General features: G+C 65.7%; 12 protein-coding genes, 1 pseudogene and 1 riboswitch. Of the genes and pseudogenes, 8 read left to right on the top strand and 5 right to left on the bottom strand.

All coding sequences use genetic code 11. From position 1 onward, the window contains the following. Window positions 1-19 precede the first annotated feature (19 nt). The 5 genes from IT472_RS10205 to IT472_RS10185 form a co-directional block, all read right to left on the bottom strand. Window positions 20-1,240 (bottom strand): efflux RND transporter periplasmic adaptor subunit, encoded by a 1,221-nt coding sequence (locus IT472_RS10205; RefSeq protein WP_297181388.1) that lies wholly within the window; start codon window positions 1,238-1,240, stop codon window positions 20-22. Window positions 1,241-1,246: 6 nt separating this feature from the next. Then, a complete protein-coding gene (locus IT472_RS10200; protein ID WP_297181387.1) occupies window positions 1,247-2,683 on the bottom strand; it encodes an efflux transporter outer membrane subunit in 1,437 nt (478 codons plus the stop codon). A 3-nt stretch (window positions 2,684-2,686) separates the two neighbouring features. Further along, window positions 2,687-3,145, bottom strand: a complete 459-nt coding sequence (locus tag IT472_RS10195; RefSeq protein WP_297181386.1) for a MarR family transcriptional regulator — start codon at window positions 3,143-3,145, stop codon at window positions 2,687-2,689. Window positions 3,146-3,224: 79 nt separating this feature from the next. Beyond that, on the bottom strand, window positions 3,225-4,019 hold the full coding sequence (gene ccsA, locus IT472_RS10190) for a cytochrome c biogenesis protein CcsA (RefSeq protein WP_297181385.1): 795 nt from the start codon (window positions 4,017-4,019) through the stop codon (window positions 3,225-3,227). 50 nt (window positions 4,020-4,069) lie between these two features. After that, window positions 4,070-4,480 (bottom strand): ribonucleotide reductase subunit alpha, encoded by a 411-nt coding sequence (locus tag IT472_RS10185; RefSeq protein ID WP_297181384.1) that lies wholly within the window; start codon window positions 4,478-4,480, stop codon window positions 4,070-4,072. A 118-nt stretch (window positions 4,481-4,598) separates the two neighbouring features. Further along, window positions 4,599-4,734, top strand: a riboswitch (molybdenum cofactor riboswitch). Here IT472_RS10185 and moaA point away from each other — a divergent pair. From moaA to narH, 8 genes and pseudogenes are all read left to right on the top strand, one after another. Next, a complete protein-coding gene (gene moaA / locus IT472_RS10180; RefSeq protein WP_297181399.1) occupies window positions 4,731-5,711 on the top strand; it encodes a GTP 3',8-cyclase MoaA in 981 nt (326 codons plus the stop codon). It overlaps the preceding riboswitch by 4 nt. A gap of 4 nt (window positions 5,712-5,715) precedes the next feature. Then, window positions 5,716-6,714: a bifunctional molybdenum cofactor biosynthesis protein MoaC/MoaB gene (moaCB, locus tag IT472_RS10175; protein WP_297181383.1), complete on the top strand. Its 999-nt coding sequence runs from the start codon at window positions 5,716-5,718 to the stop codon at window positions 6,712-6,714. After that, window positions 6,711-7,961 (top strand): gephyrin-like molybdotransferase Glp, encoded by a 1,251-nt coding sequence (gene glp / locus IT472_RS10170; RefSeq protein ID WP_297181382.1) that lies wholly within the window; start codon window positions 6,711-6,713, stop codon window positions 7,959-7,961. Before moaCB ends, glp begins: the two co-directional genes overlap by 4 nt. Then, on the top strand, window positions 7,958-8,218 hold the full coding sequence (locus tag IT472_RS10165) for a MoaD/ThiS family protein (RefSeq protein WP_297181381.1): 261 nt from the start codon (window positions 7,958-7,960) through the stop codon (window positions 8,216-8,218). The genes glp and IT472_RS10165 overlap by 4 nt, the downstream gene beginning before the upstream one ends. A 1-nt stretch (window position 8,219) precedes the next feature. After that, a complete protein-coding gene (locus IT472_RS10160; RefSeq protein WP_297181379.1) occupies window positions 8,220-8,699 on the top strand; it encodes a molybdenum cofactor biosynthesis protein MoaE in 480 nt (159 codons plus the stop codon). Continuing rightward, entirely contained in the window at window positions 8,696-9,043 is a 348-nt protein-coding gene (locus IT472_RS10155; protein ID WP_297181378.1) for a hypothetical protein, read from the top strand. The genes IT472_RS10160 and IT472_RS10155 overlap by 4 nt, the downstream gene beginning before the upstream one ends. A gap of 265 nt (window positions 9,044-9,308) precedes the next feature. Then, window positions 9,309-13,052: a nitrate reductase subunit alpha gene (locus IT472_RS10150; protein ID WP_297181377.1), complete on the top strand. Its 3,744-nt coding sequence runs from the start codon at window positions 9,309-9,311 to the stop codon at window positions 13,050-13,052. Further along, window positions 13,052-13,373 (top strand): annotated as a pseudogene (narH, locus tag IT472_RS10145) (nitrate reductase subunit beta); the annotation flags it as partial. The gene IT472_RS10150 and the pseudogene narH, both read left to right, overlap by 1 nt.

The following is a 13,373-nucleotide window of genomic DNA, read 5'->3' as shown; positions in this document are numbered from 1 at the left end:
CGTGCTCATGTTGCGCGGCTCAGCCGTGGCGCTGGGCGGGCAGGTTGGCGGTGATGATCGCCTCGATCCGGGCGTCAGCCTCTTGCAACTGCCGCGCATAGGCATCGGTGCTGAGCACCGGCTTGGCGGGGGGTGTGGACGGCAGCACCGAGCCGCCTTGGTCGTGCACGTCGACGCGGGCGTCCATGCTCATCCCCAGACGCAGCGGATGGTTCGCAAGCTGCTTGCGATCAAGCGCGATCCGCACTGGGACGCGCTGCACGATCTTGATCCAGTTGCCACTGGCGTTCTGCGGGGGCAACAGTGCAAATGCGCTCCCGGTGCCCATGCCGAGGCTGACCAGCCTGCCGTCGAACGTGACCTCGTCGCCGTACAGGTCCGAGGTTAATTTCACCGGCTGGCCCAGGCGCAGGTTATGCAGTTGGGTTTCCTTGAAATTGGCGTCGACCCAGACTTCGTCCAGCGGGATGACCGCCATCAGCGTGGCTCCCGGCGCGATGCGTTGGCCAAGCTGGACGCTGCGGCGGGCGATGAAGCCGTCGATCGGTGCCACGATGGCGGCGCGTTGCAGGTTCAGATAGGCCTCGCGCAGCTGCGCCGCGGCTGCCTGAACCTGCGGCTGGCTGGCCACGGTGGTGGCATCCACCAAGGCATGGCTACGCGCCAATTGCCCGCGCGAGCCGGCCAGCGCCGCTTCCATCGACTTCACTTGGGTTTGCGCATGCGCCAGTTCCTCGACGGACACCGCGCCACTGGCCACCAGGCCGCTGCGCCGCGCCACGTCGGCCCGTGCTTGCCGCAATGCCACTTCGCGCGCGGCAATGTCGGCCTGCGCGGATTCGACGCTACTGAAAAGGCCGCGCACTTGGCGCACGGTGGCGGCAAGATTGGCCTCGGCCCGCTCCAGCGCGATCTTTGCGTCGTTGGGGTCCAACTGCACCAACACCTGCCCGGCGCGCACGCGCATGCCGTCGTCGGCATTGATCGATACCACCGTGCCCGGCGTCTGCGATGTGATGCTGACGATGTTGCCCTGCACGTAGGCATCGTCGGTGTCCTGCACCCAGCGTGCGATCAGCAGGGAATAGGCAAGCCAGCCGATGCCGACGACCAACATGAGCGTCAGCAGGATCAGCAACGCGCGCCGGCGCTTGCCGTTGCCCGGCTTCAGTGCGGTTTGCGAAGGCGGCAGGTTCGGGCCCGTGCCTGTGGAGGTATTGGGCGTGGTTTCGGTGGTCATGATCGATTACCGGGAAGCCGTTTGGATGGAGGTGGCCGGCGCGAATCCGCCGCCCAGCGCCTGGTCGAGGTCCACGCTGGCCGTGCGACGCTGTGCGCGCAAGCCGGCCAGCAGTTGGTCGAGTTGCAGCAGCGGTTGTTCGGCGGCAAGCACGTCGAGTCGGGTGGCGAGGCCGGCGCGGAACCGTTGCTCCACCTGCGCATGGGCGCTGGCGGCCGCCGTGCGTGCCTCGTTCGCGCTGGCGATCTGTGCATCAAGCGCACGCGCCGACTGCACGGCGTCGGCCACCTCGCGGATCGCGACCAGCAGGGTCTGGTTGTAGCTGGCCACTGCGAGAACGTGGTCGGCTTCGCTGCCGCGCAGCTGGCTGCGCAGCAGGCCGCCTTCGAAAATCGGCAGGCTCAGCGCCGGCCCGCCGTTCAGCAGCAGGGCCTTGCTGCTGAACAGATCGGACAGGCCGCCTGACACCAGGCCGACGATCGCGCTGAGATTGAGGCTGGGGTAGAAAGCAGCGCGGCTGGCATCAATGCCGCGCTGCGCGGCTTCCACCCGCCAGCGCGCGGCGACGATATCGGCACGACGCGCCAGCAGATCGCTGGACAGTTCGGAGGGAATCGCCAACGCCGGCTGCGCCAGCTGCGGCCGGGTGATCGCAAGGCCACGATCGGGATCGGCACCGACCAAGGTGGCCAACGCGTTGCGCAACGCGTCGATGCGCAGTTGGGCCAACTGCGCCTGCTGCACGGCGGTCGCGGCGGCGCTGCGCTTGGTGTCGACGGCGATGCCATTGTCGATCCCTGCCTGCCTGCGTCGCTCGGACAGGCGCAGGGCGGCGGCGGTGCGGGCGACTTCGGCTTGGGCGGCGTCCTGCAGGTCGAACGCCTGCGCCAAGGTGATGTAGGTGCGGGTGAGGTTGGCGGCCAATGTGATCCGCGCTGCCTGCGCGTCCACCTCGGCGGCGTGGGCGGCATCGACTGCGGCTTCCCAACGGTGCCGCGATTGCCCCCACAGGTCCGGGCTGAACTTCAGGCTCAGCATCAGGACATCGGCAACGTTGAGCTTGCCGCCGACCTTCGACCCGGCCATGCCCTCCGGGAGCTGGATGCCGTTGATCTGGGCACTGGCGCCCAACGACGGCATCCGCGCTGCGTCGGTGATGCCGGACTGTGCCAGAGCCTTGCGTGCGCGCGCGTCGGCCATTGCGAGCGTGGGTGAGTGAGCCAGTGCTTCTTCGATCAGGGCGTCGAGCTGCGGGTCGTGGAAGTTGTTCCACCAGGTGCCTGAAGGCCAGGCGGCGGGTGTCAGCGCGATGTCACCGACGCTCCTCGCCAGTGACAGGGTGGCCGGATCACGCGGCGCTTGTGGCGTGGTGACCGGGCCGAAGGAGGTGCAGCCGACAAGCAATACACCGGCACAGGCAAGCAGGAATGGGGGGCGATGCATGGGTCAGTCTTCGCGGGTCAGGCTGTCGCGGACCTGTTCGAGCAGGCGGGTCAGTTGGGTGCGGGTGGCCTCGTCCATCCCGTGCAGGGCGCGTTCGCGCACGCGTGCGCCGCATTGGTCGATGTCGCTCCAGAGCTGGCGCCCGGCCTCGGTCAGGTGGATATGCAGGGCACGGCGGTCGTTGGGGTCGGCCTCGCGCAGCAGCAGGCCGCGGGCTTCGAGCTTGTCGAGCAGGCGGGTCATCGCGCCGGGGTTGAGGTCGGCCGCGCGCGCAAGGTCGGTGACGCCGGCATGGCCGGTCGCCAGTTGCTTGATGGTGATGAACTGGCTGAAGGTCAGGTCATGGCCGGAGATCTCCAGCTCACGCTCCATCCGCGCCCACATGGCGTCACGGACTTGGCGGAACAGGAGGCCCAGGGCAGAGCCGCTGCAGGCGTGTTCGGGTGGGACGCGGGTCATCATGGGCGAGCATTTTGCTAGCCCATGCAATAGTTGTCAATGCAAATATCGCATATGCAAATTAAATGGCGCCGGAAAATCGCTATCCCCCGCGCCGCAGCACCAGCTCCAGCACGAACTTGCTTCCGAAGAAGGCCAGCACCAGCAGCGCCATCGCGGTCAGGGTCCAGCGCACGGCCAGCGCACCGCGCCAGCCGCGCCGCCAGCGGCCGAGCAAGAGCGCGCCAAATGCGAGCCACGACAGGATGCTCAGCACGGTGTGGTGGACGAGGTGTTGCGCAAACAGGTTTTCGACGTACAGCGCGCCGGTCAGCAGGGTGCCGGTGAGCAGGATGAAGCCGACCGTGATCGTGCGGAACAGCAGCGATTCCAGTTCGGTCAAGGGCGGCAGCGCACGCAGCCAAGGGTTGAAATCGCGGCGTCGCAGCGCACGTTCCTGTGCCCACAGGAAGACGGCCAACACGGCTGCCAGCGACAGTGTCGCGTAACTGAGCAGGGCCAGCCACGCATGCAGCAGTAATTGCCAGCTCAGCGGTTGGGGGCGGATGGTGTGGCCGTACACGCCGTAGGCCAACAACATCAGGGCCGCAAGAGGAAACACGACCACGCCCAGTGCGCGTGCGGTGCCAGTGGCGGCACCGGCGACGGTCAAGGCGGCCATGCCCAAGCCCCCCAGCGAGAGTGCGGCGAAGAAATGCAAGTCGGTGGTGCCGGTGAACCGCCAGCCCTGCCAGTGCGCGTAGGCGTGCGCGCAGACTGCCGGTGCGGCAAACCACAGCCAGCCTCGGCCATTGCGCTGCTCCGGATCGCGGGCATCGCGCACCAGCCACAGCGTGGCAAGGGCATACAGTACGGCGGCGAGCGCGTTCGGAACCATGGCCAAGAGTGTCGCACAGGCGATGTGTGGCGCCCCGTGTGTACGGTGGATCAGCGGAAATGCAGGACGTGGCCGTCGTGGTCAAAGACGGCGAAATCGGACACCCGGCCATCATTGATCGCATTGACCATGAACCGCAGCGGTTGCGCGGCTTCGTCCGCACTGGGTGCAATCCCACCGCGTCCATCGAGGCTGCCGACGAAAACCAGGTCCCAGGCTTGGCCGGTCGCTGCCGATTCGGCTTTCAGCGCCGCGAAATCGGTGATGTCCTCGGGAGCCTTGTCGACGCACAGGCAGGGGCTGATCGTCCCGCCTTCGCGGCGCTCAAAGCGCTCCCTCTGCGCCGCTGTCGCATTTTCCGGAAGTTCAACCCGGGCAAAAACAAAAAGCAACCTCTGCGGTTCGGGCTGGCGGCGTGCCGCCGAGAGCAAATCATCAAAGCTGGCAAGTTCAGCGGTCATTGGCGCCATCGGATGAACGGGAAGGGCGCGACCCTACCACGTCGCTGGGCACCCGGCGGCCCAGTGCCGGCAAATCTTGATCACGATCAAACGGGAACGTTGATTCGGCCCTATGATGCGCGGGCAATACCTCCAAGCCCGTGCGCCTAAGTCTTCGCGGAGATGGTGCTCGGGCCGTGGCGTTCGCGCCACCGGGTCGGCACTGGAAACGGGCCGATCTCCCGTGCTTGGAATGGAGCGAATGGACAACATGGCAATCCTCGTCGACGGCTTCGGCCGCAAATTCCCCTACCTGCGCCTGTCGCTGACCGAGGCCTGCAATTTCCGTTGCAGCTATTGCCTGCCGGATGGTTACCAAGCCAATGGCCGGCCCGTGTTCCTCGGAATCGATGAAATCCGCCGCCTGCTGCGCGCGTTCGCCGACCTCGGCATGCGCAAGGTGCGGCTGACCGGCGGCGAGCCCAGCCTGCGCAAGGATCTGCCGGACATCATCGCGGTCGCGGCGGGCACGCAAGGCGTGCAGAAGGTGGCGATGACCACCAATGGCTGCCTGCTGCTGCGCAATGTGCGCCAGTGGCGTGAGGCCGGACTGACCGCGCTCAATGTCAGCGTCGATAGCCTCGATCCGCAGCGTTTCCACGCGATCACCGGGCATGACCGCTTCGACGAGGTCATCGAGGGCGTCGAGCTGGCGCTGGGTCTGGGGTTCGACGCGGTCAAGCTCAACGCCGTGCTGCTGCGTGGCCGCAACGATGACGAATTGCCGGCGTGGATGGACTACCTGCGCGAGCGCGATATTTCCATTCGCTTCATCGAACTGATGCGCACCGGCGACAACAAGGCCTATTTCGAACGCCACCACGTCCGCGCCGAGGTGCTGGAGCAACAGTTGCAGCAGGCCGGATGGACGTTGACACCGCGGGCCGCCGATGCCGGGCCGGCGCGCGAGTATGCGCACCCCGCGTATCGCGGCCGGATCGGCATCATCGCCCCGTATTCGAAGGACTTCTGTGCCGGCTGCAACCGCCTGCGGGTGACCGCGCGCGGCGACCTGCGGCTGTGCCTGTTCGGCGAATTCGGCATTCCGCTGCGCCCCCTGCTGCAATCCGATGACGAGCATGCGGTTCTGATGGGCCGCGTCGCCACCCAGCTCGGGCTGAAGGCGGCTGGGCACGGCCTGCATCAGGGCAATTCCGGGATCACCCCGCACTTGGCATCGATCGGGGGCTGATGGAATGCGCGAAGCTGCATCCGCGGCCTTCCACATGGCCGATATCCGCGACAAGCGACCCACCCGTCGGCGCGCGGTGGCGGTGGGCGAATTCCATCCGGGCCAGGACGCATTTGCCACGATCATCGAGCGCCGCTTGCCCAAGGGTGATGCGCTGGTGATGGCGGAAATCGCTGGGCTGCAAGGGGCCAAGATGGCCGCGCAACTGATGCCGCTCTGCCATCCGATTTCGCTGGAACTGGTGCGCGTGCGCTGCGTTCCGGTGGTCGAGCGGCATGTCATCCGGGTGTATTGCGAATGCGCACTGGAAGCCCGCACCGGCGTGGAGATGGAGGCGCTGGCTGGCGTCAATGCGGCCCTGCTCACCCTGTATGACCTGACCAAGCCGGTGCAGCCGGCGTTGACGATCAGCGGCGTACGCCTGTTGTTCAAGGAGGGCGGCAAGAAAGGCCTGTGGATCCATCCCGAGGGCATCGATGACGCAGAGCGCGCGCACTATCGCCCGCGTGACCTGGCGCGGCTGGACGGCGTGCCCTGCGCGGTCATCACCCTGAGCGATCGGGCCAGCCGAGGTGATTACGAGGACCGATCCGGGCCGGAACTGGTGGCGGGCCTGCAACGGCTCGGCGCGGATCTGGCACATGTGGAAGTGCTTCCCGACGGCCTCGATCCGCTGGCCGAACGCCTGCGTGCCTTGGCCACCAAGGGCGTGCGGCTGTGCCTGTGTTCCGGCGGCACCGGGCTGGGGCCGCGCGATGTCACACCTGAGGCGCTGCGGATGATCGCCGATCGCACGGTGGACGGGCTGGCCGAAATGCTGCGCAGCGAAAGCGCCAAGCACACCCCGCTGGCCTGGCTGAGCCGCGCCGAGGTGGTGCAGGTGGGCGGGATGCTGGTGTTCGCCTTGCCGGGCAGCCCGCGCGCGGCGCGGCAGTGCATGGACATCCTTGCGCCGCTGCTGGCGCACGCACTGGCGATGGTGGACGGACGGCCGCACGCATGATCGGGTATGGCGAAGCGCTGGCGATCCTGCGCAAGGCAACCCCGCCGCCAAGCGTGTGCCGAGGTGCGCCGATCGCTGGACAGTTCCTGGCCGAAGCGGTGGTCAGCCGCGAAGACCTGCCGCCGTTCGACAATTCGGCGATGGATGGCTTTGCGCTGCGGGTCGGCGTGGGTGGCACGCGCGCTGGGCTGAAATTCGAGGTGAAGGGTGCGCAAGCGGCTGGCGATACGGCCACGACTGCCAACGGCGGTGCCTGGGAAATCATGACCGGCGCACGCGTTCCCGAGGGTCTTGATGCGGTGATTCCGGTGGAGCAGGTCGAAGTGCTGGAAAGCGATCGCGCCGGTCGCCCGCAGCGCATCCGCTTGAACGCCGACGTGCCGCAGGGCCAGCATATCCGTACCCGCGGCGAAGACGTGTCGCGTGGTGAAATCGTGCTGGCGGCCGGAACCCGGCTGGAGGCGGCGCAGTTGATGTTGCTGGCGGCGCTGGGCGTGGCCGAGGTGACGACGGTGCAGGCACCGCGGGTGGCCCTGATCAACACCGGTCGCGAGTTGGTGGATGATCCGGGGCGGCCGCTGGCTTCCGGGCAGATCCGCAACAGCAACGGGCCGTTCCTTGCGCAACGGATCGTCGAGGCGGGCGCCGAACTGGTGCTGCGCGAGACCGTCAGTGACGACGCCGACGCGTTCATCGCTGCGCTCCAGCGGGCACTGGCTGCGGGTGCACGGGTGGTCCTGAGCACTGGCGCGGTCTCGATGGGACGCCACGATTTCGTGCCCGATGCGCTGCGCGGGCTGGGCGCAACCCTGCATTTCCACAAGATCCGCATTCGTCCGGGCAAGCCGCTGCTGTTCGCGACACTGCCAGGCGGGCAACTGTTCTTTGGCCTGCCGGGCAATCCGGTGTCGAGTGCGGTCGGACTGCGGTTCTTCGTCGAGCCGGTCCTGCGCGGCATGCTGGGCCTGGAGCCTGAGCAGCCACTGCGGGTGCCGCTGGCCGCAAGCTACCGCAAGCACCATTCACTGCGCTTCCTTCTCAAGGGGCGGCTGGCGGTGGACGCGGACGGGCGATTGCGTGCGCAGATCCTGCAGGGGCAGGAGTCGTTCCGGATCGCTCCGCTGGCGCGCAGCAATGCCTGGATCGTGCTGGACGAACAGGCCCAGGACCTGCCGGAGGGTGCCTTCGTCGACGTCCATGGGCTGGGGCACCTGCAGGCCCCGCAACTGAAAGGATGGGATCCATGAAGGTGGAAGTGAAGCTGTTCGGCGCATTCCGTGATTACGAGGCAGATGCCAATGTGACGCTCGATCTCCCGGCGGATGCGCGGGTGGAGGACGTGCGCAACGGGCTTGCGGCCTATGCCGGTATCCATTGGCCGCAGTTCTGCCCGAAGCTGCTGAAGTGCTCGGCATTCGCCAGCGAACACGCTGTGCTGCGCGAAGGCGACCCAATCCCGGAGGATGGCCGGATGGCCGTGCTGCCGCCGGTCAGCGGGGGCTGAGATGAGCCGCCATCACAGCGCCGTCGTCGATATCGCCCACGCCCGGCTGGATCCGGCTGCGGCGCTGGATTTCGTCTCCGACCCTGGCTTTGGCGGCATCACGCTGTTCGTGGGCCGGGTGCGCGATCTCAATCACGGCCGCGTCGTCACCGGCGTGAGTTATGACATGTTCGATGCGCTGGCCATGAACGGGTTTGCCGACATTGCTGCACGCTGCGAGGCGCAATTCGGGCCGAAGCTCAAGCTCTACATCGCCCACGCCAAGGGGCGGTTGGGGATCGGTGATCTGGCGGTGGTGGTGGCTGCTGGCACGCCGCACCGCGACGAGGCGTTCCGCGCGTGTCGAATGGCGATCGAGGCGGTCAAGCATGAAAGCCCGGTCTGGAAACAGGAGCACTACGCCGACGGCGACAGCATCTGGAGCGAGGGTTGCTCCTTGTGCATCCACGACCACGAGCCCACCTTGGGAGCCGGTGGATGAAAGTCCAGATCCAGGGACAGGCCGTGCGGCTGCGCATCGATGAAGCCGAATTGGTGCGACTGCAGGGCGGCGGGCGGGTCGAAAACTGCACCCTGCTGCCCGGTGGGCTGGCCTGCACGCAGCGCGTGGAGCTGGTCGACGGTGCACGTCCGGAGTTTTCCGGAACCGCGCAGGACTGGTGCCTGCGCCTGCCGCGGTCGGTGCTTGTGGATTACGTCGGTCGCCTGCCGTGCAAGGACGGCTTGGCGTTCGGCCTGCCGACGGCGGGATCCGGCGCGGTCGAGTTCGCCTTCGAGGTCGACGTGCGCGACAGTGCACGCGTGCGCGGCAAGGCGAGGCGCTGATCCGGCCCCGGCTGGAGGCTGTCTGCGGTTGCTTCCTGAATGCGGGCCAAGTCAGGTCCGGACACGGGAATTGCCCGATTTTGATTCCGATCAAAAAGCCAGAGGGCGAACCCGGGCATCCTGCCAAGGTAGCGATGGTGGCGCTCGGTCTTCGGGCGCCCCGGATACGACTCATCCAAACAGGCAGGCAGCCCATGAGTACCCAGACTGAGGTGGTGGCGAACACGTTGAAGCGGACGAGCATGCGTTCCGGAGGGCTGTCCGGATGAGCTACTTCCTCGACAAGCTGCAGTTCTTCAAGCGCGATTCCGAGCCCTTTGCCGACGGCCACGGTTTCACCAAGACCGAGAGCCGCGAGTGGGAGAATAGCTACCGTGCGCGCTGGCAGTACGACAAGATCGTGCGCTCCACCCACGGCGTGAACTGCACCGGCTCCTGCAGCTGGAAGATCTACGTCAAGAACGGTCTGGTGACCTGGGAAACCCAGCAGACCGACTATCCGCGCACCCGACCGGACCTGCCCAACCACGAGCCGCGTGGCTGCCCGCGTGGGGCCAGCTATTCCTGGTACCTGTACAGCGCCAATCGGATGAAGTATCCGCTGGTGCGTGGTGCGCTGTTGCGCATGTGGCGGCAGGCGCGCAAGTCGCTGGCTCCAGTCGATGCCTGGGCCAGCATCGTCGAGGATGCCGCGAAAGCGAAAGAGTACAAATCCCGTCGCGGCATGGGCGGCTTTGCTCGCGTGCACTGGGATGAGGCCAACGAGCTGATCGCAGCGGCCAACCTCTATACCGTGAAGAAATACGGCCCCGACCGGGTGATCGGGTTCTCGCCGATCCCGGCGATGTCGATGATTTCCTATGCCTCCGGTGCGCGCTACCTGTCGCTGCTGGGCGGCGCCTGCCTGTCCTTCTACGACTGGTACTGCGACCTGCCGCCGGCCAGCCCGCAGATCTGGGGCGAGCAGACCGACGTGCCGGAATCGGCCGACTGGTACAACAGCCGCTACATCATCGCCTGGGGTTCCAACGTCCCGCAGACGCGTACCCCCGACGCGCACTTCTTCACCGAAGCCCGCTACAACGGCACCAAGACGGTGTCGATCACGCCGGATTACTCGGAAGTCGCCAAGCTCACCGATCACTGGCTGCACCCGAAGCAGGGCACCGACGCCGCGCTGGCGCTTGCTTTCGGTCATGTGATCCTGAAGGAATTCCATGTCGACCAAGCGGTCCCGTATTTCGTCGACTACTGCCGCCAGTACACCGACATGCCGCTGCTGGTGCGGCTGGAGCAGCGTGCCGACGGCCGGCTGGTGCCGGGACGCTTCCTGCGCGCTTCCGACCTGGGTGGCCTGGGCGAAGCCAACAACCCCGAATGGAAGACCCTGGCCTTCGACGAATCCACCGGTCAGGTCTGCGTGCCCAACGGGTCGGTGGGTTTCCGCTGGGGTGAGAAAGGCCGCTGGAACATCGAGGAAAAGGACAGTGCCGGACGTGAAACCCAGCTGCGACTGAGCTTCAAGGACAGCAACGACGGCATCAAGGCGGTCAGCTTCCCGTATTTCGGCGGGATCGAGAATGGCGCGTGGACGGCTTCGAAGTTCGATGAGGTGCTGGAACGCAACATTCCGGTGCGCCGCCTGTCGCTGGGCGATGGCGAGGACTGTGCAGTCGCCACTGTCTATGACCTGCTGCTGGCGCAATACGGCGTCGACCGCGGCTTTGGCGGAGGCAATGTCGCGAGCAGCTTCGATGACAACATTCCGGGCACGCCTGCCTGGCAGGAAGTCATCACCGGTGTCCCACGTGCCGATGTCATTGAGATCGCACGCGAATTCGCCAACACCGCGGCCAAGACCCGCGGTCGCAGCATGATCATCGTCGGCGCGGCGATGAACCACTGGTTCCACAACGACATGAACTACCGCGGCCTCATCAACATGCTGATGATGTGCGGTTGCGTCGGTCAGACCGGTGGCGGTTGGGCGCACTACGTCGGCCAGGAGAAACTGCGCCCGCAAACGGGCTGGTTGCCGGTGGCCTTCGCGCTGGACTGGAGCAAGCCGCCGCGTCAAATGAACGGCACCTCCTTCTTCTACTTCCAGTCCGACCAGTGGCGCTACGAGAAGGTCGAGATGAAGGAGCTGCTGTCGCCACTGGCGGATGCCTCCAAGTACAGCGGCAGCCAGGCCGACTTCAATCTTCGGGCGATCCGCATGGGCTGGTTGCCCAGCGCGCCACAGTTGAACCGCAATCCCTTGCAGGTGGCCAAGGACGCCGCCGCCGCAGGCGTAAGCCCGGCGGATCACGTCGTCAGTCAACTCAAGAACGGCACACTGGATTTCGCCTATGCCGATCCGGATGCGCCGGAGAACTTCCCGCGCAACCTGTTCATCTGGCGCTCCAACCTGCTGGGTTCATCGGGCAAGGGCCATGAGTACATGCTGCGCCACCTGCTCGGCACCCGTCACGGCGTGCAAGGCAAGGACCTGGGCGAGCGTGGTGCGATCAAGCCAGAGGAAATCAAGTGGCACGATCAGGCGCCGGAAGGCAAGCTCGACCTTCTGGTCACACTCGATTTCCGCATGTGCACCACGGCGCTCTACTCGGACGTCGTGTTGCCGACCGCAACCTGGTACGAGAAGGATGACCTCAACACGTCCGACATGCATCCCTTCATCCATCCGCTGTCCAAGGCGGTGGACCCGGCTTGGGAAGCGCGCAGTGACTGGGACATCTTCAAGGGCATTGCCAGGACCGTCAGCGCGATATCGCCGGGCGTGCTGGGCGTGGAGAAAGACGTGGTGCTGGTGCCGACCCTGCACGACACCCCCGGCGAACTGTCGATGCCCTTGGGCGTGACCGACTGGAAGAAGGGGCAGTGCGAGCCGATTCCGGGCAAGACCATGCCGACCATCGCCGTGGTCGAGCGCGACTACCCGAACCTCTACAAGAAATTCACGTCACTGGGCCCCTTGCTCGACAAACAGGGCAATGGCGGCAAGGGCATCAACTGGGATACCCAGGACGAGGTGGAATTCCTTGGCAACCTCAATCACCGTGTGCGCGAGGAAGGTGTCAGCCAAGGGCGCCCGAACATCCAGACCGCGATCGATGCGGCCGAGTGCGTGCTGCACCTGGCCCCGGAAACCAATGGTCATGTCGCGGTGAAGGCGTGGGAGGCACTGGGCGAATTCACCGGCCGTGACCACACCCACCTGGCGGAGGGCAAGGAGCACGAGGCGATCCGCTTCCGCGATATCCAGGCGCAGCCGCGCAAGATCATTTCTTCGCCCACCTGGTCGGGTCTGGAAGACGAGCACGTCAGCTACAACGCCGGTTACACCAATGTCCACGAGCTGATCCCGTGGCGCACCGTTACCGGTCGCCAACAGTTCTACATGGATCACGAGTGGATGATCGCGTTCGGCGAGGGCTTCATGCAGTACCGCCCGCCGGTGGACACCAAGACCATCGCGCCACTGCACAACAAGCGCGGCAACGGCAACAAGGAGATCGTGCTGAACTGGATCACCCCACACCAGAAATGGGGTATCCACAGCACCTATTCCGACAACCTGATCATGCAGACGCTCTCGCGCGGCGGCCCGATCGTGTGGATTTCCGAAGACGATGCGCGTGAAGCCGGAATCGTGGACAACGACTGGATCGAACTGTTCAACGTCAATGGCGCAATCGCCGCGCGTGCGGTGGTCAGCCAGCGCGTGATGAACGGCATGGCGATGATGTATCACGCGCAGGAACGCATCATCAACGTGCCCGGCTCGGAGATCTCCGGCACCCGCGGCGGCATCCACAACTCGGTGACCCGCGTCGTGCTCAAGCCCACCCACATGATCGGTGGCTATGCCCAGTTCGCCTATGGCTTCAATTACTACGGAACGGTGGGCAGCAACCGTGACGAATTCGTGATCGTGCGCAAGATGAACAAGGTTGACTGGCTGGATGGCGAGCCGGTGCCGGCCAACGCCCAGGAGGTGGTGTGATGAAAGTACGTGCACAGATCGCGATGGTGCTGAACCTGGACAAGTGCATCGGCTGCCACACCTGTTCGATCACCTGCAAGAACGTGTGGACCAGCCGCGAGGGCGTGGAATATGCGTGGTTCAACAACGTCGAGACCAAGCCTGGCGTGGGCTATCCCAAGGAATGGGAAAACCAGGACAAGTGGAACGGCGGTTGGGTGCGCACCAAGGCCGGGAAATTGGTGCCGAAGGCCGGCGGCCGCTTCCGCATGCTGTCCAAGATCTTCGCCAACCCGGACCTGCCACAGATCGACGACTATTACGAGCCGTTCGACTTCGACT

Source organism: Thermomonas sp. (assembly GCF_020850895.1).
Lineage (GTDB): Bacteria > Pseudomonadota > Gammaproteobacteria > Xanthomonadales > Xanthomonadaceae > Thermomonas.
The sequence above is the reverse complement of the archived record's forward strand: the minus strand, read 5'-3'. Positions and strand labels throughout refer to the sequence as shown.

Excerpts from the sequence above, each read along its gene's own strand:
- moaCB (WP_297181383.1), top strand. The coding sequence starts at position 5,716 with ATGCGCGAAGCTGCATCCGCGGCCTTCCACATGGCCGATATCCGCGAC.
- IT472_RS10165 (WP_297181381.1), top strand. The coding sequence starts at position 7,958 with ATGAAGGTGGAAGTGAAGCTGTTCGGCGCATTCCGTGATTACGAGGCA.
- glp (WP_297181382.1), top strand. The coding sequence starts at position 6,711 with ATGATCGGGTATGGCGAAGCGCTGGCGATCCTGCGCAAGGCAACCCCG.
- ccsA (WP_297181385.1), bottom strand. The coding sequence starts at position 4,019 with ATGGTTCCGAACGCGCTCGCCGCCGTACTGTATGCCCTTGCCACGCTG.
- IT472_RS10195 (WP_297181386.1), bottom strand. The coding sequence starts at position 3,145 with ATGATGACCCGCGTCCCACCCGAACACGCCTGCAGCGGCTCTGCCCTG.
- IT472_RS10155 (WP_297181378.1), top strand. The coding sequence starts at position 8,696 with ATGAAAGTCCAGATCCAGGGACAGGCCGTGCGGCTGCGCATCGATGAA.
- moaA (WP_297181399.1), top strand. The coding sequence starts at position 4,731 with ATGGCAATCCTCGTCGACGGCTTCGGCCGCAAATTCCCCTACCTGCGC.
- IT472_RS10160 (WP_297181379.1), top strand. The coding sequence starts at position 8,220 with ATGAGCCGCCATCACAGCGCCGTCGTCGATATCGCCCACGCCCGGCTG.
- IT472_RS10205 (WP_297181388.1), bottom strand. The coding sequence starts at position 1,240 with ATGACCACCGAAACCACGCCCAATACCTCCACAGGCACGGGCCCGAAC.
- IT472_RS10185 (WP_297181384.1), bottom strand. The coding sequence starts at position 4,480 with ATGACCGCTGAACTTGCCAGCTTTGATGATTTGCTCTCGGCGGCACGC.
- IT472_RS10200 (WP_297181387.1), bottom strand. The coding sequence starts at position 2,683 with ATGCATCGCCCCCCATTCCTGCTTGCCTGTGCCGGTGTATTGCTTGTC.
- IT472_RS10150 (WP_297181377.1), top strand. The coding sequence starts at position 9,309 with ATGAGCTACTTCCTCGACAAGCTGCAGTTCTTCAAGCGCGATTCCGAG.